This window comes from Deinococcus radiotolerans (genome assembly GCF_014647435.1).
In the GTDB taxonomy this organism is placed as follows: domain Bacteria; phylum Deinococcota; class Deinococci; order Deinococcales; family Deinococcaceae; genus Deinococcus; species Deinococcus radiotolerans.
The window spans coordinates 394,816-415,451 of record NZ_BMPE01000002.1 but is presented as its reverse complement, the minus strand read 5'-3'; the positions used below and the strand labels follow the sequence as shown (position 1 = coordinate 415,451).

Below are 20,636 nucleotides of genomic sequence, written 5' to 3'. Positions count from 1 at the left end.
GTAAGCGCTCTTAGGCCCATTCCAGCACCTTCTTTTTCAGGATGTACACGTACCCGACGAGCAGCAGGAGCACGAAGGTGACGGCCTCGAAGAAGGCAAAGGGGATGAGTTTCTGGTACGCGACGGCCAGGGGGTAGAAGAAGGCGGTTTCGATGTCGAAGATGATGAACAGCATGGCCACGAGGTAGAAATGCACGGGGAAGCGCTGGCCGGTGCCGACACCGCCGCGTTCGGGGTCGTTCCCGCTCTCGTAGGCCATGAGTTTGGTTCGACTGGCCTTCTTGGGGCCGAGGAGGGCGCTAGCAAGCACAGCAATGATGCCGATGCCGAGCGCGACGAGCAGCATGATGACGAAGTTGGCGTATTCGATGGTCGGTCTCCTTTCTGCGTCTGCGCCGCCCCTCACCCCATACTGCTCGTGAAAAACGGCACTAGGATCTGGAAAAAAGAGAAGTCCTAAAAACGAACTGCACTTCCATAAAACTGTTGGTACACCCCAGTTTTATCACGGTTCACACGACACGCAGCGAAATGCAACCACCTCACAGCGCAAGGTCCGCACCAGCCCGACCACGCACCCACCCGCACACACTCATGACCCGGAACTCAACACCAATGACCTACAATGCAGCGCACACCACACTTCAACGGAGGTTCCATGACGCAAACCGAGACGTTCGACGGCATCACAGTCAAGGGCGGGCAGCTCTACGCCACCCGCAAGGGCAAGGACTACGCCCTGTTCATCTACACCCCACTGCACCAGGCTTACAGCGGCCGGTACGAAGTACCCTTCGGCGACACCTGGCCCCAGTACAACAGCAGCTTCGTCCGCCAGTACGTCCCCATGCCCGTCGTCACCAGCCTGCCCAGCGGCCCCACCTTCACCACCCAGGAGCGCACCGGGGACAACTGGTACGGCTACGCGCAGATGCTCTGCAACGGCTGGCCCCTGTACTACGTCGAAAACCTGAACCAGGGCAACAAGACTACCCAGCCCGCCATGTTCGAACCCGCTACGCCAAACATGCCCTCTCCAAGCGGCACCGATGAACCAGACGTAACGTGGCCGCCGCCTGTTCTCGGTCCCTGAGTTCAACTGCCATCTAAGTGTTCAGTTAGCCATAAACGGAGAGCTGGAAATGCTAGGTCAGCTCCCTGCTCTGCAGGTTGCTGGCCGTACATCTCATAGAGTGCCTGTTTCATATGGGCACGTTGTTGACTGTGGATGTTCGGAGCAGCAGCAGCTTGCTGCACCCAAACCAAGAGCCGTTCCGGGTCACAGGCATGCAAATCACGAGCAGTGAGTTTTAATAGCTCTAAAAGTATCCAGGGATTTCCAGTCCGCTCCGCACCACGGAGCGCCAATAAGGCACTGCGGCGACCTTGTCTTGCTCGCCCGCGGGCATAGTGCAATTCAGATTCAATCAGGAACAGACTGGGCTGGTCTATGACGTCCCCCGAAGCGATTAGGTGAGCTCGCCATGCCTTCAGCCAATCTTCTGCCTGGCGCCAGCGCCGTAAAAGAAGGGCAAGACGGGTTCTTCCTTCGTGCCCTTCAGACTCTAGCGCCTGAATGTGCAGAGTTCGACCCGCAATAACTAGCGCCTCAGCTTCCGCCAAGAGCCTCTCACGATCGTCATCTGTACCAGGCAGATGCAAGCGGACTCCCAGCGCAGCTTGCCGCACCTGCCACGCAGTCGCTTCTGGTAACTGCGGTAACTGCGCCTCCAAAGTAGTTAGCAGCTGCTGAAGTTCTGCCGCGTTACCCAGGAAGGTCAGGTAAGTCAGAAGGTTCAACCGGTAATACAATTCCCGCGTGCGATCACCCAGACGCTCAGACAGCGTCACAGCTTGTTCCAGCAAATCGACTGCGGACTGTATTTTGCCCTGCACGCCCCGAACTGCTGACAATGTGTTGAGAACTTTCATGCGGCTAGCAGGATTGGCGGCCAGTGGTCCTGCCAAGAAGTGCCCAGCGAGAGTTTGCGCATCCAATAGGCGGTTGGCCCGGAAGGCGAGCCACATGCTGGCGATCTGCGCGGCGGCCTGCACGCTTTCGGGGGCGCGGGCGTCCTCGGCGGCGTCGGCCAGGGCGGCGAAGGTGTCGGTGCCGCTGCTGTGCAGGCCGCGCCGGTCGTGGTGCGCCAGGAAGTGATCGATCTGAGCGGCGGTGGCTTCGCCGCGCTCCAGGGCGGCGTGCAGGGCGGCGGTGATGTTGTCGCGTTCGGCGTCCACCTGGGGCGCTTCGGGGGCCTGGGCGGTGAACCACGTCAGGTAGTGGCGGGCGTGGTCGGCGCGCGCCTGCGCGATCAGCCCCGGATGCGCGGCGGCCTGCTCAGTCAGCAGGCCGCGCAGCGCGGGGTACAGGCGCAGGCGTTCCGTGCCGGGCTGGTGCGCTTCCAGGAAGTTGTGCGTGAGCAGCTCGTCGATGAGGTGTGCGGGGACGCCCAGGTGGGGGGCATCGGCGGGGTCGAGGTCGGTGGGGACGGTCAGGCGCAGCGCCGCGTGTTGCTGGTCCGGGGTGAGGAGGTCCCAGGAGCGGCGGGCGACGGCGTTCAGGCCGCGCCGTCCGTCGCTGCCGCCGCCTTCCGGGGTGAGCTGGGCGGCTTCGGTCAGTACGCGGGTGTACACGGCGTCGAGGGTCTCGACGCGCAGCCATGAGGCGGCCAGGGCCAGGGCGAGGGGGTGGCCCTGGAGGCGGCGGGTGAGGCCGGCGATCAGGGCGGCGTTCCCGGCAGTGAGGGTGAGGTCGCGGCGGGTGCGGGCGGCTTCGCGCAGGAAGAGTTGCGTGGCGCTGCTCGCGGCGATCTGGGCGAGGTCCGCTTCCGGTGGGGCCTGCGGGAGGCCCGCGAGGGGCAGGAGGAGGTCGCCGGGCGTCAGGAGTCCAGGGGGGCTGCGGCGGCTGCTGATCACCCAGTGCACGCCGGGCAGGTCGCGGCGCAGGCTGCTGAGGAGGTCTGGTAGTTCCGGGAGGGCGTCCGCACCGTCGAGCAGGACCGTTGAGCGCGGGGGGATGCGGGCGGCGAGGGCGGCCAGGGTGGGCGGGGCGGCCTCCCCGGGCGTGAGGGCGGCGGCGATGCGGGCGCTGAGTTCAGCGGGGCTGGAGGCGCCCTCGGCGTCGACCAGGGTGACGGGGCGGTCCAGGCGCGTGAGTTCCCGCAGGAGTTCGCGGGTGAGGGTGGACTTGCCGATGCCGCCGGGCCCAGTGATGAGGGCCACGCCGCCCGGCTGTTCGGGGGTCGGGGTGAGGGTCCGGGCGAGCAGCGCGGCGAGTTCTGCCTCGCGGCCCAGCATGCGCGCACCTGAGCGGGGCGTGGAGGCTGGGGTGGGTGCGGCGGCTTCGACTTCGCTCAGTTCGGCGCGCACCTCGGCTTCCAGGGGCGAGCCGGGCAGCGTGAGGGGCAGCAGGCGGCGCAGCAGGTCCGGTTCGGGGGGTGGGGCGGCGGGGGTGCGGTAGGCGCGTTCGGCCCAGGTGGCGGCGCGGCCAGGTTCGGCCGTCTCGGCGGCCCGCAGCGCCTCTTCCTGCACGTGCCGCGCGAGGCGTTCGCGCTGCGACTCGACCCATTCCTCGAACTCGGCGGACACGCCACTCAGGGGCACGCCGTGCAGGAACGGGCCGGGGTAGGCGGCCCAGGCGGCCTCGCCGCGCAGGGTCAGGAGCTGGACCGCGTCGCTGGTCACAGGAGTGGTCAGGCGGTCCTCGCCGCCCAGCGCGTCCGGGTGCACCTCGCGCAGGGCGTGCAGGGCGACGCGCAGGCTCCCTTCCGGTCGGGCGGCGCCCGGCCACAGCAGGGTCGCCAGGGTGCGGCGCGGCGTGGGGCCTTCGAATGCGACGTACACGAGCAGCAGCAGGGATTTGACCTTGCGGAAGCCGCGCAGGTTCAGGCCGCCCAGCGTGGTCAGCGCGGGCGTGGGCCGGGGGGGCGCGTCAGTCAAGGTCGGTCACCGCCGCGCCACGCGTCGCGTCCCGCAGGGCCGCCGCGAAGGCGTCCGTGTCCTCGGGGTACAGGTGCACGTCGAGTTCCACGCCGCCCGCCGTGTACGCCTCCTCGCCGCGCGTGACGTCCCAGGTGCCCAGCAAGTGGTACAGCCCGCCGACCGCGTCGAACGGCACGGCGACGCGGACGGTGCGGCGCGGGCGGACCTGGAGACGCGCGGCGGTGCGCAGGCACTCGGCGGCGCTGCCCCCGTACGCGCGGACCAGCCCGCCGGTGCCCAGTTTCACGCCGCCGTAGAAGCGGACGACGATGACCATCACGTGATCCACACCCTGGCCCTCGATGGCCCGCAGGATCGGGGCGCCGGCCGTGCCGCCCGGCTCGCCGTCATCACCAAAGCGGTACGCCGCCCCAATGCGGTACGCCCAGCAGTGATGCGTGGCGACCGGGTAGCGCGCCCGGAGTGCCGCCAGCTGCGCCAGGGCATCGCCGGGCGTGTCGGCGCGGTCCGCGAAGGCCAAGAACTCGCTGTTCTCGATGACCGCGTCAAACCGGTGCGGTCCGGCCAGGGTCGTGAATGGCGCGGGCAGATCCGGGACAGCCACGGTCAGAGGAGGCCCCGCCCGGCCAGCACGGCGCGCGCGTGCCACAGGGTCAGGCTGCTGGGGCCATCCAGGATCTCCCCGGCATCCAGGCGGCGGTACGCCTCGGCCAGGGGCAAGGTCACGCGCTCGATGGTCTCGGTGTCCTCGTGGTGCATGTCACCCAGCGTGACGCCCAGCGCCAGGAACGGGTAGAAGATCACGCCGCTGATGCTCGGCTGCGGGTAGAACCCGGGCAGCGCCACCCACTCGGCGGCCGCGCCGCCCACCTCCTCCAGCAGTTCCCGCTGGGCCGCCCCGAGCAGCTCCTCGCCGCGTTCCACGCCGCCCGCGACAACCTCGGTGACGGTGGCGCGCAGCGGGTACCGGTACTGGCGGATCATCACCGCCTCACCCTGCGGGGTGACAGGCAGCACGAACACCGCGCGCGGCCCGCGCGGGCGGTACTGGTAGGTGGTCTCCACACCGCTGGGCAGGCGCACGCGGTCCTCGAACACGGTGCGGAACCCCGACACAAGCTGACGTGAATCCAGGGTCTCCCACGGCTGCGTGTCGTCCTCGGTCAGCGCCGCCCAGTTCGGGTGAGTCATGCCCGCAGGCTACCAGAGCCGCTCAGGCCAGCAGGTGACGGCGTGAGAGCCGCCAGCCCGCCGAGCGGCTCACGCGGATCAGGGTGGCGGTGGGCAGCACCACGCGCGGCGTCCACCACGTCTGCGCGGCCTTGTGCAGCGCCCAGCCGCCGCCCAGCGTCACAGCGGCATGCTGCGCCAGCCCATTGCTGGATCGCCACAGCAGCACCGTACCCGGCTGATCGTCCCGCCCGCCGGGCCGGGTGCGGGCGTGCAGGAAGGCCTCGAACGGCTCGCGCTGCATCCACTCGGCCGCCGCGCCCCTGGTCCCCGCCGCGCCCATCACGGTCCCAAAGCAGTTCCCCGCGCTGCCCTGCGGGAACGAACCTGCCAGCGCCCGCGCGCCCGGCAGCACCTCCTGCGCCGCGCGCCACACCTCCAGCGGGACCTCCAAGCGCTGGCAGGGCACGCCAGGCGCCGCGACGACCCGCGCCAGCACCCCGGCGGTCAGCTGCTCGGGCCGCCACAGAAACCGGCCCGGCGGCAGGCCCAGCTCCGGGAAGGCGCGGCCCAATGGGACGTTGCCCCGCCCGTGGCGCACCTGCGCGCGCAGCAGTGCCCGGCGGGACCCGGGCGGCAGGGCGTCCACGTCCGCCAGGGTCAGCCACGCCACCCGGTCCGCCAGCGCAGAGATGGTCCACTCGGTGATGGTGTCGCGTTCCTCGGGGGTCAGGGTCAGCCCGGCGCGCGGCACCGTGTCCAGCCCCAGCGCCTCCAGGCCCAGCGCGTCCGCTTCAGCCCCGGTCAGGTAGAACGGCTGCCGCGCCGGGGCCAGCCAGCCGCACCACGCCGCCAGCAGCGCGGGGTCCACCGGGATGTTCAGGACGTTCAAGAACTCAGCCACGCCGCCGCTTCCTCCGGCAGGCCCAGGTCCGTGTCCGGCCCCGCCGGGTACGGGAAGCCCAGCACGCGCCCCATCGTCAGGAGCTGGCCCTTGTGATGGAACTCGTGCGTCAGGGGATGCATGAAAAGCCAGCGGCCCGTGACCTCCAGCTCCCGGTCCCCGAAGGGCACGCGGCGCGGCTCGTCCGGCTGCGTGAAGGCGTTCAGCGCCCGGTCCACCAGGGCGTCCACGTCCGCGTAGACGGCACGCAGGGCCGCCACGTCCGGCAACGCGCCCGGGTCGAGCCGCACGACGGTCTCGCCCAGACCACGCGCCGCAAGCCACACGCGGTAGCAGTCCGCGACGTGCACCTGCACGTTCCGCAGGCTGCCGAACGCGAAGTCCGGACGTTCCAGGGTGTACACGCCCCCGGGCAGGGATTCCAGCCACGTCAGCAGGCGCTCGCGGCCCACGCGGGCCCAGGCGTACGTGGCGCGCAGATCGGCATTCGGTACGGTCATGCAGGCAGTCTCCCCCACCCCGGCGGGCGGGCGCATCCGCCAGATGAACACCCGGCCCCAGGACCGGGGTGGGTCAGCGGTGGCCGCGCTGGGGGGCGTCCGGGCTGGGGGCGCTCTGCAGGACCTCGCGTTCCACCTTCTTCCAGAAGCCGAAGAAGCGCCGCACCGGCCCGTCGTACGACGTCAGGCGTTCGGGATCGTGCACGACCAGCCGCAGGTCCGGGTGCGCGGCGCGCACGCCCGCGAGGATGCGCGTGAATTCCGGCGTGAAGTTCCGCGTGACGTGCAGTTCCCCCGCCCCGTAAGCGCGCGCGAACGCCGCGAGCTCCCCGGCGACCGCGCCCACCCGCGCGTGCGTGGGCGCCCGGCGCGCGGCGGCGAGGTCCCGCACGCCCTGGTACATGAACGCCAGCCGGGGAAACGCGATGGGCGTCCCGGACAGGAACGGCCGGTCGAACACGAACAGCGCCGGGGCGTCCGGGCAGGCGCTCAGGGCCGCGTCCGTCACGGACAGGCCGTCCCCGTGCACCCACACCACGCGCGGGGAGGTCGGCCCGGTCGGCTGGATCGGCGCGGCCGCCACCTCTGCTGCTGGCGCGGCACGGCGGGGGTCCCCGGCGTCATCGGGCGTCGGGGCCTCCTCGGTCAGGCGGCCGCTGAACAGGCGCGCCTCCAGCTCCTCGTAGCTACCCCGGAACGGGCAATCCGCGGTGCAGTCCCGGCACCAGCGGCCCCCGCTGAAGCGCTCGATGTTCTCCTGATTCATGACGTGCGGCTTGTTGCTGAAGGTGCTCGCCACCCACTGCCACGACAGGGCGTTGCTGGCAATGTCCCCGTCGAGCAGATGCTCGCGGAAGAAGGCGTACCCAGCCCGCCAGTGCACCCCGCGCCAGTGGATCAGGTACGCCGCGAACCACAGCCGCTCATGATTGTGCAGCCAGCCGTCCCGGATCAGATGCGTGACCCAGGCGTCCACGCAGGGCAGGTCCGTGCGCGCCACGCGGACGTCGTCCGGCAGCGCGTCCGTCCAGCGGGCGGGGTACTTGGGTTCTTCCAAGTTGTCCAGCACGCGCGCGCCCTCCTGCCGCAGCACCAGTCGGAAGAACTCCCCCCAGGTCAGCTGCCGCAGGAACTCGTCCCGCTCGCGGCCCCGCAGGACGTGGCGGGCGTGCGCGGCGACCTCGCGGATGCCGATCATGCCGTGCCGCAGGTACATGCTCAGGCGCGACACGTTCCCCGACAGGTGGTTGCGCTCGCGGTACCCGGCGCCGGTCCAGGCGTGCAGCGCCGCCAGTCCCGCCGCGCGCCCACCGGGCCGGGCGGGCAGGCGCGGCTCGCCGGTGTACAGGCCCGCCAGGGCGGCGCCGAGCACGCCGGGCAGCTGCGCGTCCGGGAGGTCCAGGGGCAGGTCGGCGGGCGGGGCGGTCATGCGGTCAGCATGGCAGGGGGCCGCCCGGTCAGACCGTACGGTCGCGTGCAGAGGCGACAGCAGCATTCAGGAGTATGGAAGGTACCTTCCATACTCCTGAACGAGCGGATTCGAAGAGCTGCGCCGCAGAGCGAGCGCCTGACAACACCAGCGGTTGGAAGTGGAATTGAAGGGCGTGGTGTTGGCCCTTCAATGGAACTGGAAACCGCTGTGAGAGGCCAGCGGCTCACCGGCATCACATGCTGATATCGGACTCTGATACCCGTGGATCCGAACCTCTTCAAGGGCAACCTCGACCTGATCCTCCTGAGCGTCCTCGAACGCGAGGGCGGCTACGGGCAGGACATCGCCGCGCGCGTCCAGAGCGGCACGGACGGGCACATCCGCCTGAACGCGGGAAGTCTGTACCCCGCGCTGCACCGCCTGGAACGCGCCGGGTTCCTGCGCGCCCAGGAGGCCAGCCCCGCGCGCGGCGGCCCCCCGGTGCGGACGTACACCCTGACGGACGCGGGCCGCGAGGAACTCGCCCGGCGCCGCGAGCGCTACCACGCGTTCGACCGGGCGCTGAGGGGCCTCTGGTGAGCGGCACCCCCCCGCGCGAGGTGCGCGCCTACCTGCGCCGCGTGACCTGCCTGATCCCCCCGCGCGCCGCGCGGGTCGTGCAGGCCGAATTGCTGGGGCACCTGCACCTGGACATGCTGAACGCCCGCCTGCGCGGCCTGGACGAGGCGCAGGCCTGGACACAGGCCGTGCGGGACGCGGGCCCCGCTCCCCTGACCGCGCTGCGCTTCGCGCGGACGTACACGCTGGGGCTGGCGCTGCGCTGGCTGCTCGCGGCGGGTCTGCTGGGCGGCGCGGCGTACGCGCTGGGCACCCACACCCCGCCCGCCCCTGCACCCGCCGCGCAGGTGGGCCGGTGACCCCGCCGCAGGGCCGCCCGGGCCGCTGGCGTACCCTCTGGCAGGAGTGGGGATCGCCCGTCCTGGTCGCGTTGCTCGTCACGCAGTTCGGCGCGACCGCCGTGCGCGTGGACGGCGCGAGCATGCTGCCTGGCCTGCGCCACGGCGAACAGCTGGTCGTCCCGAAGGTCGAGGGCTGGGCGCACCGCGCCGGGCTGGGCACGTACGCGCGCGGTGACGTGGTCGTGTTCAAACCGCCCCGCAGCGCCGCCGCCGAGTGGACGCGCGAGTACCGGGGCGTGGCCCTTCCCTGGGCGTACCGCCCGTACCTCGTCAAGCGCGTCGTGGGACTGCCCGGCGACACCGTTCAGGTGCGCGGCGGCACCGTCCTCGTGAACGGCCAGCCGCTCCCTGAGGCGCGCACGCAGGGGTACTGGGCCGCCAGCTGCCATGACACCGCCAGCCCTCTGGCGAACACGCCCGCCGTTACCGTGCCCGCCGGGGCGTACTTCGTGATGGGCGACAACCGCAGCGAGGGCGGCAGCCTCGACAGCCGCGTGTTCGGGCCAGTAGATACCGCCGACATCGCCGGGCGGGCCGTCGCCAGCGTGTGGCCCCTGACCGTCCCCGAGCACGCGCAGGCCCCCTGCGACGGGCAGGCGCACCCCGAGCGGCGCGTGCAGCTCAGCGGCCCGGCTCACTGGAATCCGCGCCTACTGCTGAGCGAGTGACGGACCCGCACTGAACCATTCCTGCACCTGCGCGTAGTCGGGGCCGGGCGTGGCAGGCGGCGTGCCGGGGCCCAGCAGGTCGTGGGTGAGGCTCAGGGTGTGCCCCAGTGCGGCGAGCATCAGGGCGGGGCCGGTGCTGACACGGCTGGCCCCGGCGCGCAGCAGGGTGTGGGCGTCCGGACCGCTGGGCAGGAGCATCACGCTGACCGGGCCGCCCAGCGCGGCGCGCAGGTCGCGCAGGGTGGCGGGGTCGGTCAGGCCGGGCACGAACACGCTGTCCGCCCCGGCGTGCAGGTACGCCCGGCCGCGCCGGACGGTCTCCGCGAAACGTTCGGCGGGGGTGGCCCCGAAGCCGGCGAGGTACGTGTCGGTGCGGGCATTCAGGTAGGCCAGCACGCCCAGCCGGTCAGCGGCGTGCCGGGCGGCACGCAGCCGCAGAACCTGCTCCTGCACAGGGCGCAGTGGGTCGGTGGGCGTGCCGGTGGCGTCCTCCAGATTCAGGCCCGCCACGCCCAGCCGCAGCGCGCGGGTCACAGTCGCCGCGACGCCCTCTGGGTCAGGGGCGTACCCGCCTTCCAGGTCAGCGGTGACGGGCCGGGCGGTGGCCCGCACGATGCGCGCCAGGGCGTCCAGCAGTAACCCGACGGGCGCGATCTGTCCGTCCGGGTAGCCCAGCGCGAAGGCGATTCCGGCGCTGGTCGTGCCGATGGCGGGGGCGCCTGCGTGCTCCAGCGTGCGGGCGCTGGCGGCGTCCCAGGCGTTCGGGAGGATCAGGCCGCCACCAGCGGGGGCGTGCAGGTCGTGGAGGGTGCGGGCGTGGTCGGGTCGGATCATCGTTGGGCTCCTTGCGGCATGGGGAAGGACGTCCGGTGCCTCTGCGGGCCGGACTGGAGGCGGGGCACGTCTTACGTGCGGTCGAGAGCGGCGTGCCAAGCGCGCAGCACGGCCTGGCTGCGGCGCGGCGCGTGCGGGAGGAGCAGGGCCTGCACCTGCGCGGGCGTGGGTTTCGTGGGCAGGGCGTGGGTGCGGCGCAGGCTGGCGGCCAGGGCAGCGTCACCGTCGGGCACGATGTCGGGGAAGCCCAGGACGCGCAGCAGCACGTACTCGGCCGTCCAGGGGCCGATGCCGGGCACGGCCAGCAGGGTGCGGCGGGCGGCGCTGACCGTGCCGCGGGCCAGGGCGTCCAAGTTCAGTTCATGCCGCGCGGCCCGGCCCGCGAGGCGGCGCATCAGGGCCGCTCGCGCGTCGGTCAGTCCGGCGGCGCGCAGGTCGGCGTCGTTCAGCGCGCTCAGCTGCGCGGCGGTGGGCGGCGCGATCAGGTCACCTGCGACGGGCGTGCCGTGCCGTTCCGTCAGTGTGCGGCGAACGCGGCAGGCCTGCGCGAAGGTCACCTGCTGCGCCGCAACTGCCCAGATCAGGCCATCGAAGGGCTGCGGGGCCAGCGGTACCGGCCACCCGCGGCCCGTCTGCGGGGTGTGCAGGCCCAGCGCGCGGACGGTCAGGGCGTGCAGCGCCTCCCAGTCAGGACTGCTCAGGCGGTCCGGTTCGTCCGGGTGAACCTCGACCTTCCCAGCGGTGACGTGCAGCGCGACCCGCTGCGGCCCGGTGGGGAGGGTCCAGGCGAAGGTCAGGCGCCCCGCGGGCGCGTCCACCCGCTGCGTGACACTGCGGGGGTCGCGGCTCAGGTCGCGCCACACGACCGCCAGCGGGACGCCCGCCGGGAGGGTCAGGGTCAGGCCGCCGTTGCGCCCGGCGACCCTCCACGCCTGTGGGGTCAGGTGCATCACCCGGCGGAACTGCGCGCCGAACGCGGACAGGCTGCCAAAACCCACCCCGAACGCGATGGCCGCGGCGCGCTCCCCGGTGTCCCGCAGGGCCCGCGCGGCGAGCCGCACGCGTTCGCGGGCCAGCCACTCGCCGGGCGTCACCTGGAACAGTGCGCGCCAGTGCGCGTGCAGGGCGCTCTCGCCGAGGTGCAGCGCGGCGGCCAGGGCGCGCACGTCCGGCACGTCGGGCACGTGCACGCTGCCCAGCGCGGCCATCAGGGCCGCCTCGTGCGGGGGCACGCCCCGGTAGGCGTCGGGGTGGCAGCGGCGGCAGGCGCGCAGGCCCGCCGCGCGCGCCTCAAGGGGCGTCGCGTGGAACTGCACGTGCTCCGCGCGGGGTTTGCGGGCCCGGCAGGACGGCAGGCAGTAGATGCCGGTGCTGGTCACGCCGGTGTAGAACAGTCCGTCGAAGGCGGCGTCGGCCGCGAACATGCGGCCCAGCATGAAGTCCCGGGCGTAGGGGAGGCTCACGGGCGCGTCTGCGGCGCCGGTCGGGGGGGGCCGACTGGCTGGGGCGTTCCGGTCGTTGCGGTTCATGGCGGCCATTGTGCGGCGCGGGTCGGGGCGGGCTCTACCGGATCCCTCCGGAGCAATTCGCGGGGCGGGTCAGGGGGTGGGGACGTCCTTGGGGTCGGGGGCGCTGCCCAGGTTCCAGAGGTCCAGGCTGTCGAGGGCGCCGCCCAGACCCTGGAGTTCCTGCCGCTGCTCCTCGGTGACGGGCGCGTGGCTGGTCAGGTCCTCCTGCCCGATGGCGCGCGCCATGACGTCACCTGGGACGGCCGCCATCAGGTGGCGCAGCTGTTCAGGGCTGATGTCAGCCAGCATCTCGGCCTGCGCGTCGTCCAGCAGCGCGGCGCTCTCTCCGGGCATAACCAGGGTAGGGGCCGTGGGCCGCACGTCCTGCGAGGGCAGCGGCGGGATGATCTCCGGGGTGGGGGCAGGGGTGGGCGGCGCGGCGCGGCGCGTGAACCGCCACGCGAGCGGCGCGGCGATCAGAAGTGCCAGCAGGAGGATCAGAAGGCCCAGCATCCCGCGCAGCGTAGCGCGGGGCGGGCGGGGTCCGGTATCCCCGCTTCGGGCGCGTCGCTGTGGCCTTCTTCACCCGCCACTCACGCAGCGGGTGTGGTGCGGGCCGCGCGCCCGGGCGGGTGCAGGGTCAGCGGGGGCGGAGGTGGTACAGCTCCAGGCCGAGCATGGTGCGGGGCGCGAAGCCCTTCCAGGCGTTCGTGCCGGTCGCGTTGGCGGCGACGGGCGTGGGGACGTTCAGGTACGCGGCGGCGCCCGCCTCGCCCTTGAGGGTCAGGTTCAGGAACGCGGTGACGAAGTGCTGGTTGAGGTTGTTCAGGCGGGCGCTGTCCCATACGGGGTCGGCGTAGTGCTCGTGGTCGGCGAAGCTCAGGCCCGGCAGGCTGGGCGCGGGGTTCGGGGCGATGTTGTGCCGGGCGTTCTGGTACACCAGCAGGTAGCGGTCGGCGTTCACGGCGTGCTCGAACAGGGGTTTGACGCCCTCCTCGAAGCCCGACACGTCGTCATGGTCGCCCACGACGAACAGCGTGGGGACCTTCAGGCCCTCCAGCCCCTTGGCGTCCCAGAAGCCGTACTCCCCGGTAGGCACACCCAGGCCGCGCGCGGCGCTGGGCCCGCCCCAGGGTGCGAAAGCAACGGCGGCGCGGATGCGCGGGTCGGGCGTGAACGCGCCGGTCTGGCGGGGCGTCAGGGTGCCGCCGGGCAGCAGCGCGGCGACCTTGGGGGCGTACCCGGCTCCGGCGGCGTTCAGCACGCCGTAGCCGCCCATGGAGTACCCGATCAGGGCGGTGCGGCTGGCGTTGACCACGCCGCTCAGCGGGGAGCCGCTGCCGGGCGCGCCGAGTTTCGCCAGCTGATCGAGCGTGAAGTTGATGTCCGGCGCGCGGTTCACCAGGGTGCTGTTGAACGGCCCGCGGTTGTCGTGGGTGCTGTCGGTGTGGTCGATGGCGGCCACGACGTACCCCTTGCTGGCGAGGTTCTCGGTGAGGTGCGTCAGGAGGTAGCGGCTGCCGGTGTACCCGTGCGACACGATGACCAGCGGGAACGCCTGCCCGCTCAGGGGTTTGGCGTCCCGGGCCGCGCGGCCGTCGAAGGTGAAGGCCTTGCCGCTCGTGAGGGTGTCGGTGTACGTGACGGCTTCTTTCGCGCCGGTGGCTGTGGGGTACCAGACTTCCACGGTCAGGCGGCGGTCGGCGCGGGGGACGGGGCCGCTCTGGGGCGCGCGGGCCAGGTCCGGCTGGCTCGGGTTGACCAGCGTGACGGTGCGCACGCCGACGGCGAACGTGCCGCGCGCGGCGAGTTCCGGGGCGTCCGGGCGGGCGTCGCCGGGCAGGAACGGCGCGCTGGTCTGCGGCGCGGCGGGGGTGGTCTGGGCGGTGGCGGCAGTGGCGGTCATCAGGGTCAAGCTAAGGCACAGGGCGAGGCGGCGCATCGGGTGTTCCTCCGGTGGTGGCGGTCTGAACGTCCGCGGTCAGACCGGGCATTCAGGGGGGAAGGGGTGCTGTGGAACCTGAATCAGTTGGTGAAACGAAGCGCAGCATAGCCCTGGAGTGGATGGGGTGCACGCCGATCTGACATGGGGTCCAGCGGCCTTCCCGCGCGCACCCAGCACTGGCCGGCGCGCGCGGGGACCGGGCCACCCGGTTGCGCCTGCCGCCGCAGGACCACAGCTGGCCGAGCGGACGGCGGACAGGCCGGCCCGGGCAGCAGCCTGCCGGACTGTCACGCCACCTGGGCTGAATACAGAAGTAAACCCCCGGCCTGTGGTGGACGGGGGCGCGGTGCAGGGGGGCGGTTACGCCTCGCTGTAGCTCTTCTCGATGGGGAGGCCCACGGCGTTGCCCCATTCGGTCCAGCTGCCGTCGTAGTTGCGGACCTTGGGGTAGCCCAGCAGTTCGCGCAGCACGAACCAGCTGTGGCTGCTGCGCTCGGCGATGCGGCAGTACGCGATGACGTCCTTGTCGGCGGTGACGCCTTCACCCTCGTACAGGGCTTTCAGTTCGTCGGCCGACTTGAAGGTGCCGTCCTCGTTCGTGGCCTTGGCCCAGGGGATGCTGCGCGCGCCGGGAATGTGGCCGCCGCGCAGCACGCCTTCCTGTGGGTAGTTGGGCATATGCGTGACCTTGCCGCTGAATTCGTCGGGGCTGCGAACGTCCACCAGCGCGCCGGTGCCGCCCTTGACGCTCTCCAGATGGGCCTTGACCTCGTCGCGGTAGGCGCGCAGGCTGTCATCGCGGGTCAGGGCGGGGTAGGTCGTGGCCTCGACGCTGGGGGCGTCGGTGGTGGTGGGGCGGCCCTCGGCAATCCACTTCTGGCGGCCACCGTTCATGAGTTTCAGGGGGTTCTTCACGCCGCTGTAGGACAGGAACCAGTAGGCGTACGCGGCCCACCAGTTGCTCTTGTCGCCGTACAGGACGATGGTGTCGTCTGCCTGGATGCCCAGGCGGCCCAGCAGTTCGCTGACCTGCTCGGGGGTGATGAAGTCACGCTCGACGGGGTGCCACAGGTCGACCTGCCAGTCGAGTTTCACGGCGCCGGGGGCGTGCCCGGTGTCGTAGAGGAGGATGTCTTCATCCACTTCGATCAGGCGAATGCCGGGCGTGTTCAGGTTCTGTTCGACCCAGTCAGTGCTGACGAGAACGTCTTTCGCGTAGTCCATGGTGGTGCCTCCTGAGGGGAAATAGGGCGCTGTTGCCCCAGGATTGTACCCTGATCGGGAACTTATTGACAAAAGAGGTCAACTGGACAGGCCCACCCAATCCCGCCCGGGGCCCGGCGGTACACTCCCCGCATGACCGACGCCGTGCCCGCCCTGCCGGAGAAACTCCAGACCATCGTCACGATGTTCCGCAGCGCCCCCAAACCCCTGCGCCTTCAGGCCCTGCTGGAGTACAGCAAGAAACTCCCCGGCCTGCCCGAGAAGTACCTCGAGCACCCCGAGTTCCTCCAGCCGGTGCCCGAATGCACCAGCCCCTTCTTCCTGGTCACCGAGCAGGACGAGCAGGGCGGCATGCACCTGTACTTCAAGGTCCCCGAGGAGGCCCCCACCGTGCGCGGCTACGCCGGCATCCTGCACGAGGCGCTCGACGGCGCGCAGCCCGAGGAGATCCTGAGCATCCCCGACCAGTTCTACATGGACATGGGCCTGACCGAACTGATCACCCCCATGCGCCTGCGCGGCATGGGCGCCATCCTGATGCGCCTGAAGAACGACGTGCGCGACCACGCCAAAGCGTAAGCACCCGCAGTGAAACGGGCCGCTCTCCCCTGTCCGGGAGGCGGCCCGCCTCAGTTCTTCCCGGTTCAGTCCTCAGGCAGCAGCGCGCCCAGCAGCAGGGCCGTCACGCCCAGCGCCAGCCCGTAGGACAGGTGCGCCCCCAGGCGGTTCGCGTGGCCCTTCGCGGGCGTTCCGGCCGGGCCGTCCTGAAGGCCCAGCAGCGGCACGATGCCCTCGTCCACCAGCGCCCAGAGGCCCACGCCGAACGCCGCGCCCTTGAGCGGATTGCCGCGCCCGGCCAGCGCACCGTACAGCGCGCCGCTGCCGACGCCCATACCCCAGTGGACAGCCTCACTGAGCGCCGCGCGGGTCTGCCGGCCAGGGGCGTGCCCCTCGGCCTTCTCGTACGCGACCCGGCCGATCGCGGCGGTGCTGCTCTCGCCCGGCTGGTGCTGCTGCCCGATCACCGAGATGGAATGCTTGTCCTCCTTCGGCTGCTCGCTGGCCCCACCACCGCTGCCACTGTCGCCCTCGAGAAGCGGCGCCACCCGCGTCCAGTACTGCCCCATCGCCAAGGTGCCCACGGCCCCCCCGATCAACCCTGCCAGCACGTTCCGGTACACACTCATGCCCTCACCGTACGGAGCGCGCGGGGGCCGCAACTGAAACGCAGCGCCCAGGGTGAAGGCCACCTGCACGGGCCGTCAGGGAAGCATGAATGCGGGGCCACCCCAGACGAGGTGACCCCACGCGGGTGCGCCGCGCTTCAGATGATCGGGGTAATCTCCCGCTCGGGCAGGCCGCTGCGGTGCGCGTCTTGCAGGGCGGCCAGCGCGCGCCCCCGGTGGCTGATGGCGCGCTTCTCCGCGACCGTCAGTTCCGCCAGCGTGCGGGTCTCGCCGTCCGGCACGAACAGCGGGTCGTACCCGAAGCCGTTCGCGCCGCGCGGTCCTTCCAGCAGCGTGCCGTGCAGTTCACCCCGGTACGTTTCCAGGTGGCCGTCCGGGTAGGCCAGAATCACGACGGAGACGAACTTGGCGCGGCGGTTTTTCTGCCCGCGCAGTTTTTCCAGCAGGTACACGTTGCGTTCCATGTCGCTGTCGCGGTTCCCGTACCGGGCGGAGTACACGCCCGGTTCCCCCTGCAGCGCCTCGACCTCCAGTCCACTGTCGTCCGCCAGGGCGGGCCGCTGGGACACGAGGGCCGCCGCGCAGGCCTTCAGGGCGGCGTTCTCCTCGTAGGTGGCGCCGGTCTCCTCCGGCAGCGGCACACCGCCGAGCGGGCTGAGGGTCCAGCCAGTGCCCTGCAGGGCCTCCTCGATCTCCCTGACTTTCCCGGCGTTGCTGGTCGCCACCACCACATTCATTCCCGCTTCAGTCGTCACGCCCCGCAGTTTATTGGATCGGGTTCATTCCCTGCATGAAACTGGGGCTCATCCGCCCTCCACCACCGTCAGGGGGGATCAGCGTCCACGCCCCCGGCCGCGGTCAGTGTGCGGCGGCCACCGCCTGCACCACCCGGTCCTGCGCGGCCCGCAGGTCCAGGATCGGCGTGGATTCCGGGCCGTTCATGATCACCGCGAACGCCAGCACGTGGCCGCTGCGGCCCGTGACGTACCCGGCCAGGGCGCTCACGCCGGGCAGGGTACCGGTCTTGGCGCGCACGTCCAGGCCCGCGCCGCGCAGCCGCAGCGCCATCGTCCCGCCGCGCCCGTCGTGTTCCGGGACGTTCTCGCCCGTTCCCGCCTCCGGGAGGGCCTCAGCAAATGCGTTGCCGCGCGCCCCGTACAGCGCTGCGGGCAGACCCGTCTTTCCCGGCAGGGGCGCAGGCAGGTCGAACTGCTCGCGCAGCACGGCCACCAGAACGCGCGGACTCAGGCGGTTCTCACGGCTCAGGCCGCTGCCGTCATGCAGTTCCACCTCGCTCAGGTCCGCACCAAGGCGGCGCAGGTACGCCCGCTCCCGCGCCAGCGCCCCGCGTAGCGTGCCGTTCGCGCCGTGCGCCAGGGTGCCCAGCAGTTCCTCGGCGCGCAGGTTGTCACTGGGCCGCAGCGTGGCCGCCAGCACCTGGAACGGCGAGGCGCTGCGCACGCTGGCGATGCCCTGCTCCGGCCGGGCCGCCACGGGCGTCACCGGATCGGGCGGCAGCGCCTGCCCCTGGTCATCCGTCCGGGCGGGCGGCACCCACGCCTGCCACGGCGCCGCGCGTGCAGGCGCGTCCCGCGCGACCCGCACGCCCGCCGCGCGCAGCTGCGCGGTCAGCGCGGCGCCCAGCCGCTCCCGCGCCGCCTGCGCGGACGCGGGCGGATCGTCGTGCCACTCCGCGAGGCGCAGCGCCGTCATGGGCGCGCCCAGCGGCACCGCCCACGCCGCCGCGTCGAACCCTAGGTCGTCCACGCGCACCTCACCCACCTCGCGCAGCCCGTGCGCGTACGCCTGCCGCGCCAGCGCCCGCAGGCTGTACGCGCCGTCGGCCACGCTCAACGTCAGGTCGCCACTGCCGCGTAGCGTCACCGCCTTCACCGATGCCTGGCCCACCTGCGCCGCCGGCACCGTCAGTTCCGCACTCCACCACCCTCCCGCTCCGCCCCGCTCGTCCAGCACGCTGGCCGCCGTCACCAGCTTCGTCGTACTCGCCGGAATCAGCGCCCGGTCCGGCTGCCGCGCCTCCAGCACCGCCCGCGTCCGCAGGTCCTGCACGAGCACCACCGTCTCCACATTCCCGGGCAGGCCCCGCAGGGCCGCGCGCACGCCCGCGCTGAGGCCCGGCTCGCGCGACAGGTGCAGCGTCACCGGCTCCCCCGCGGTGGGCGTGGCCACCTGCGCCGCCCCGGTCAGACCCAGCAGGACGGCAATCAGGAAGGCGCGGCGCATGCCGCCCAGGATAAGGGCAGAACGTGAGGGCATGACGACCACTCAGGGTGACCCGCCCTCTGTCCCGTCAGCAGTCCTCGACGCGCACCCCGAAGGTGGCTTCCATCCAGCGGACGCGGGCCAGCACGGCGGCCGGTTCCAGTGGTGCAGCCACCTCGACCGGCCCGAGGTCGCGGTTCAATATGTGCTTCCCGGGGGCCGCCTCGCTGAACGTCACGGCCCCCTGCCCGGCCAGGGTCAGCAGTCGCGCCTCCATCTCCAGCCGCACCGCGTCACGGAAGGCCCGCACCTGCGCGTGGAACTCGTCGGCGGGCAGGATCAGCTGCCCGGTCTGAGGCAACCAGGACCGCCACGAATCATCGTCCGGTTCATCCGGGGGATGCCACGAGACCTGTACGTCAGACCCTACTCGCCGGAAGCGCAGGAAGTAGGTGTTGCTCACGTTGTCACGCGCGTATCCGATCTCGACTCGGGCCGGTTCGACCCACCAGTCCAGTTCCTCGATCAGCCGCTTCCTGGCCTGCCGCTCCGCCGGACCGACTTCGTCAGTCGCCTCAACCCGTCGGCGCAGCTCCGCCATCCAGCGCGCCCAGCGCCCGGAGGCCATCCATTCCTCTAGCGGGGCGGGCAGGGCCCTCAGGAGCAGACCTGCCGCGCCGCACAGCTCCTCGGTGAAGTTCAGCACGCTGTCCTGCGCCATTCGCCGTTCACGGTCCTGTTTCCAATGAACCTCCAACACCGCCGGATGGGCTGGGGCATCGTGAGGTTGTCTTCCCAGTTGCGACAGCGCGGCGGCCTTCCCCCACGCCTCCCACTGCCGATGCACGAAGGCTGCCCGGAACGCGGGATCTTCTTCTGGGAAGATGCCGCCCGGCGTGTTCAGGTGGTACGTGCCCCAACCCAAGACGTGCAACAGCGTCTCGACGCGCACCTCAGGAAAATCTATCGGAATGCACGCCTCCCAGCCATCCCGCACGGCCCCAAGGTCCTGAAGTTGGAACTCGAACAGGGGCCGCACGCCGCTACTCGCCAGTGCGGGCGCGGCGTTTCTGGTACGCGCCAGTCAGGAGTTCCGCGATGTACTCGCGGGTAAACGGCATGCCGCTGGCCTCGGCGGCGCTGATCTCCTCGTCGCGGTCGTAGGTCAGTCGGACGTACGTGGCGCTGTGGGACGGGCCGTGCGGGTCGAATTCCAGTACCAGGTAGCACGGCAGCGTGGAGTCCAGTGGGTTGCCGACGCTGCCGCAGTTGATCAGGGGTCGGCCCTCGACGTCCAGCATGAGCGCCTCGTGCATGTCGGCGTACACCAGCGCGTCCGCGTGGGCTTTCAGGCCGAACTGCGCGTTGGGCGCGAACGCCTCCAGCTGGTCGTGCAGGCTGCTGTGCGGGTACAGGCGGTGAAAGAGGCCGCGGCTGCTGGCGTGCACGAAGCGCCACCACGCGCCGCCGAACTGTTCCTCGATGCCGTACGGGAGGGCGCCGAGGTACGCGAGCTGTTCCGGGCTGAGTTTGCTGCGCGGCCAGAGGTCCTGCGGGCGGTGCGTGGCGCCGGCGACGCGGGCGTCCCAGTTGCCCTGGATGACGCGGGTGGCGTGCGCCTGCGTCCAGTCCAGCACTTCACGCGGGCGTGGTCCCTTGCCGACCAGGTCGCCCAGCACCCAGATGTCCGTCAGGCCGCGCCGCTGAATGTCTGCGTGGACCGCGAGGGTGGCCGCCAGGTTGGCGTGCAGGTCCGCGAGAATGGCGAGGCGAATCATGCCCCGGAGTCTAGCCCAGCGCTGGGGCGCGCCCCGCACAAACCCGGCACGCGCGGCAGGTTTGTGCGGGGCGTCAGGAGCGGGGCGTGAGGGCCGCGACCATCGCGAAGGTGATCAGGCCCGCCATGACGAGGCCCGCAGCCACGAACCACGCCGGGGCGCGGCCGCCGCCCGAGGCATTCGCGCCCGTCCACGCGAGGCGCAGGTTCACGAGGGCCAGCATCATCAGCACGGCGTCCAGGGCGTCCACCACGCCGCCCCCCACGGTCAGGGGGTACGCGACGAGGCGGGTGACGCCGACGAGGACGAGCGCGATCAGCAGTTGCAGCGCGTAGGGGGGCACGGGGCCATTATGGGCGGCG

The 20,636-nt window shown here is 71.5% G+C and carries 23 protein-coding genes; 5 read left to right on the top strand and 18 right to left on the bottom strand.

Translation table 11 applies throughout. The annotated features are described in order from the left end of the window. Positions 1-10: 10 nt before the first annotated feature. Positions 11-346: an NADH-quinone oxidoreductase subunit A gene (locus IEY63_RS07935; RefSeq protein WP_062159186.1), complete on the bottom strand. Its 336-nt coding sequence runs from the start codon at positions 344-346 to the stop codon at positions 11-13. Positions 347-658: 312 nt separating this feature from the next. Between IEY63_RS07935 and IEY63_RS07930 the strand changes: the two genes are divergently transcribed. Beyond that, complete coding sequence (locus tag IEY63_RS07930; protein ID WP_189068437.1) at positions 659-1,093, top strand: hypothetical protein; 435 nt, start codon at positions 659-661, stop codon at positions 1,091-1,093. Positions 1,094-1,095: 2 nt separating this feature from the next. Here the strand turns inward: IEY63_RS07930 and IEY63_RS07925 are convergent, their stop codons facing one another. The 6 genes from IEY63_RS07925 to IEY63_RS07900 form a co-directional block, all read right to left on the bottom strand. Continuing rightward, positions 1,096-3,939: an ATP-binding protein gene (locus IEY63_RS07925; RefSeq protein WP_189068436.1), complete on the bottom strand. Its 2,844-nt coding sequence runs from the start codon at positions 3,937-3,939 to the stop codon at positions 1,096-1,098. Continuing rightward, complete coding sequence (locus tag IEY63_RS07920) at positions 3,932-4,546, bottom strand: IMPACT family protein (protein WP_189068435.1); 615 nt, start codon at positions 4,544-4,546, stop codon at positions 3,932-3,934. The genes IEY63_RS07925 and IEY63_RS07920 overlap by 8 nt, the downstream gene beginning before the upstream one ends. A 2-nt stretch (positions 4,547-4,548) precedes the next feature. Beyond that, positions 4,549-5,133: an NUDIX domain-containing protein gene (locus IEY63_RS07915; RefSeq protein ID WP_189068434.1), complete on the bottom strand. Its 585-nt coding sequence runs from the start codon at positions 5,131-5,133 to the stop codon at positions 4,549-4,551. Positions 5,134-5,155: 22 nt separating this feature from the next. Further along, on the bottom strand, positions 5,156-6,016 hold the full coding sequence (locus tag IEY63_RS07910) for a hypothetical protein (protein ID WP_229784562.1): 861 nt from the start codon (positions 6,014-6,016) through the stop codon (positions 5,156-5,158). Next, positions 6,001-6,516 (bottom strand): DinB family protein, encoded by a 516-nt coding sequence (locus tag IEY63_RS07905; protein ID WP_189068433.1) that lies wholly within the window; start codon positions 6,514-6,516, stop codon positions 6,001-6,003. The genes IEY63_RS07910 and IEY63_RS07905 overlap by 16 nt, the downstream gene beginning before the upstream one ends. 73 nt (positions 6,517-6,589) lie before the next feature. Then, positions 6,590-7,945 carry an FAD-binding domain-containing protein gene (locus IEY63_RS07900; protein WP_189068432.1) on the bottom strand — a complete coding sequence of 452 codons (1,356 nt, stop codon included), beginning with the start codon at positions 7,943-7,945 and terminating at the stop codon, positions 6,590-6,592. Positions 7,946-8,209: 264 nt separating this feature from the next. On the opposite strand from IEY63_RS07900, the gene IEY63_RS07895 reads away from it, so the two are divergent. The 3 genes from IEY63_RS07895 to lepB are packed head-to-tail and all read left to right on the top strand — an operon-like array spanning position 8,210 to position 9,575. Beyond that, a complete protein-coding gene (locus IEY63_RS07895) occupies positions 8,210-8,527 on the top strand; it encodes a PadR family transcriptional regulator (protein WP_189068431.1) in 318 nt (105 codons plus the stop codon). Continuing rightward, the gene (locus IEY63_RS07890) at positions 8,524-8,865 is read left to right on the top strand and encodes a hypothetical protein (protein WP_189068430.1); all 342 of its coding nucleotides are present in this window, start codon (positions 8,524-8,526) and stop codon (positions 8,863-8,865) included. The genes IEY63_RS07895 and IEY63_RS07890 overlap by 4 nt, the downstream gene beginning before the upstream one ends. Next, positions 8,862-9,575, top strand: coding sequence for a signal peptidase I (gene lepB, locus IEY63_RS07885; protein ID WP_189068429.1), 714 nt, complete (start codon positions 8,862-8,864; stop codon positions 9,573-9,575). The genes IEY63_RS07890 and lepB overlap by 4 nt, the downstream gene beginning before the upstream one ends. Here the strand turns inward: lepB and IEY63_RS07880 are convergent. The 5 genes from IEY63_RS07880 to IEY63_RS07860 all read right to left on the bottom strand — a co-directional run bounded on the left by IEY63_RS07880 (position 9,558) and on the right by IEY63_RS07860 (position 15,086). Next, entirely contained in the window at positions 9,558-10,409 is an 852-nt protein-coding gene (locus tag IEY63_RS07880) for an isocitrate lyase/PEP mutase family protein (RefSeq protein WP_189068428.1), read from the bottom strand. The genes lepB and IEY63_RS07880 overlap by 18 nt on opposite strands. A gap of 71 nt (positions 10,410-10,480) precedes the next feature. After that, on the bottom strand, positions 10,481-11,938 hold the full coding sequence (locus tag IEY63_RS07875; protein WP_189068427.1) for a DNA-3-methyladenine glycosylase 2: 1,458 nt from the start codon (positions 11,936-11,938) through the stop codon (positions 10,481-10,483). A 69-nt stretch (positions 11,939-12,007) separates the two neighbouring features. Next, positions 12,008-12,430, bottom strand: a complete 423-nt coding sequence (locus IEY63_RS07870) for a hypothetical protein (RefSeq protein WP_189068426.1) — start codon at positions 12,428-12,430, stop codon at positions 12,008-12,010. Positions 12,431-12,557: 127 nt separating this feature from the next. Then, the gene (locus tag IEY63_RS07865; RefSeq protein ID WP_229784561.1) at positions 12,558-13,823 is read right to left on the bottom strand and encodes an alpha/beta hydrolase family protein; all 1,266 of its coding nucleotides are present in this window, start codon (positions 13,821-13,823) and stop codon (positions 12,558-12,560) included. Positions 13,824-14,222: 399 nt separating this feature from the next. Further along, the gene (locus tag IEY63_RS07860) at positions 14,223-15,086 is read right to left on the bottom strand and encodes a sulfurtransferase (protein ID WP_189068424.1); all 864 of its coding nucleotides are present in this window, start codon (positions 15,084-15,086) and stop codon (positions 14,223-14,225) included. 132 nt (positions 15,087-15,218) lie between these two features. Here IEY63_RS07860 and IEY63_RS07855 point away from each other — a divergent pair, with 132 nt between their 5' ends. Next, on the top strand, positions 15,219-15,665 hold the full coding sequence (locus tag IEY63_RS07855; RefSeq protein WP_189068423.1) for a SufE family protein: 447 nt from the start codon (positions 15,219-15,221) through the stop codon (positions 15,663-15,665). A 65-nt stretch (positions 15,666-15,730) separates the two neighbouring features. Here IEY63_RS07855 and IEY63_RS07850 read toward each other — a convergent pair whose 3' ends face one another. From IEY63_RS07850 to IEY63_RS07825, 6 genes are all read right to left on the bottom strand, one after another. Continuing rightward, positions 15,731-16,273 carry a hypothetical protein gene (locus tag IEY63_RS07850; protein ID WP_189068422.1) on the bottom strand — a complete coding sequence of 181 codons (543 nt, stop codon included), beginning with the start codon at positions 16,271-16,273 and terminating at the stop codon, positions 15,731-15,733. Positions 16,274-16,410: 137 nt separating this feature from the next. Then, a complete protein-coding gene (gene rdgB, locus IEY63_RS07845) occupies positions 16,411-17,010 on the bottom strand; it encodes an RdgB/HAM1 family non-canonical purine NTP pyrophosphatase (RefSeq protein WP_189068502.1) in 600 nt (199 codons plus the stop codon). Between the two features lie 121 nt (positions 17,011-17,131). Continuing rightward, positions 17,132-18,517 (bottom strand): D-alanyl-D-alanine carboxypeptidase/D-alanyl-D-alanine-endopeptidase, encoded by a 1,386-nt coding sequence (locus IEY63_RS07840; RefSeq protein WP_189068421.1) that lies wholly within the window; start codon positions 18,515-18,517, stop codon positions 17,132-17,134. A 67-nt stretch (positions 18,518-18,584) separates the two neighbouring features. Continuing rightward, on the bottom strand, positions 18,585-19,535 hold the full coding sequence (locus tag IEY63_RS07835) for a DUF5984 family protein (protein WP_189068420.1): 951 nt from the start codon (positions 19,533-19,535) through the stop codon (positions 18,585-18,587). A gap of 4 nt (positions 19,536-19,539) precedes the next feature. Beyond that, complete coding sequence (locus IEY63_RS07830) at positions 19,540-20,274, bottom strand: metallophosphoesterase family protein (RefSeq protein ID WP_189068419.1); 735 nt, start codon at positions 20,272-20,274, stop codon at positions 19,540-19,542. 73 nt (positions 20,275-20,347) lie between these two features. Continuing rightward, positions 20,348-20,617, bottom strand: coding sequence for a hypothetical protein (locus IEY63_RS07825; RefSeq protein ID WP_189068418.1), 270 nt, complete (start codon positions 20,615-20,617; stop codon positions 20,348-20,350). Positions 20,618-20,636 lie beyond the last annotated feature (19 nt).

Bases quoted from the DNA above. Each gene is read 5' to 3' on its own strand.
- IEY63_RS07900 (WP_189068432.1), bottom strand. From the start codon at position 7,945: ATGACCGCCCCGCCCGCCGACCTGCCCCTGGACCTCCCGGACGCGCAG.
- IEY63_RS07830 (WP_189068419.1), bottom strand. From the start codon at position 20,274: ATGATTCGCCTCGCCATTCTCGCGGACCTGCACGCCAACCTGGCGGCC.
- IEY63_RS07905 (WP_189068433.1), bottom strand. From the start codon at position 6,516: ATGACCGTACCGAATGCCGATCTGCGCGCCACGTACGCCTGGGCCCGC.
- IEY63_RS07840 (WP_189068421.1), bottom strand. From the start codon at position 18,517: ATGCGCCGCGCCTTCCTGATTGCCGTCCTGCTGGGTCTGACCGGGGCG.
- IEY63_RS07855 (WP_189068423.1), top strand. From the start codon at position 15,219: ATGACCGACGCCGTGCCCGCCCTGCCGGAGAAACTCCAGACCATCGTC.
- IEY63_RS07870 (WP_189068426.1), bottom strand. From the start codon at position 12,430: ATGCTGGGCCTTCTGATCCTCCTGCTGGCACTTCTGATCGCCGCGCCG.
- IEY63_RS07935 (WP_062159186.1), bottom strand. From the start codon at position 346: ATGCTGCTCGTCGCGCTCGGCATCGGCATCATTGCTGTGCTTGCTAGC.
- IEY63_RS07875 (WP_189068427.1), bottom strand. From the start codon at position 11,938: ATGAACCGCAACGACCGGAACGCCCCAGCCAGTCGGCCCCCCCCGACC.
- IEY63_RS07930 (WP_189068437.1), top strand. From the start codon at position 659: ATGACGCAAACCGAGACGTTCGACGGCATCACAGTCAAGGGCGGGCAG.
- IEY63_RS07915 (WP_189068434.1), bottom strand. From the start codon at position 5,133: ATGACTCACCCGAACTGGGCGGCGCTGACCGAGGACGACACGCAGCCG.
- IEY63_RS07860 (WP_189068424.1), bottom strand. From the start codon at position 15,086: ATGGACTACGCGAAAGACGTTCTCGTCAGCACTGACTGGGTCGAACAG.
- rdgB (WP_189068502.1), bottom strand. From the start codon at position 17,010: ATGAATGTGGTGGTGGCGACCAGCAACGCCGGGAAAGTCAGGGAGATC.
- IEY63_RS07850 (WP_189068422.1), bottom strand. From the start codon at position 16,273: ATGAGTGTGTACCGGAACGTGCTGGCAGGGTTGATCGGGGGGGCCGTG.
- IEY63_RS07865 (WP_229784561.1), bottom strand. From the start codon at position 13,823: ATGACCGCCACTGCCGCCACCGCCCAGACCACCCCCGCCGCGCCGCAG.
- IEY63_RS07880 (WP_189068428.1), bottom strand. From the start codon at position 10,409: ATGATCCGACCCGACCACGCCCGCACCCTCCACGACCTGCACGCCCCC.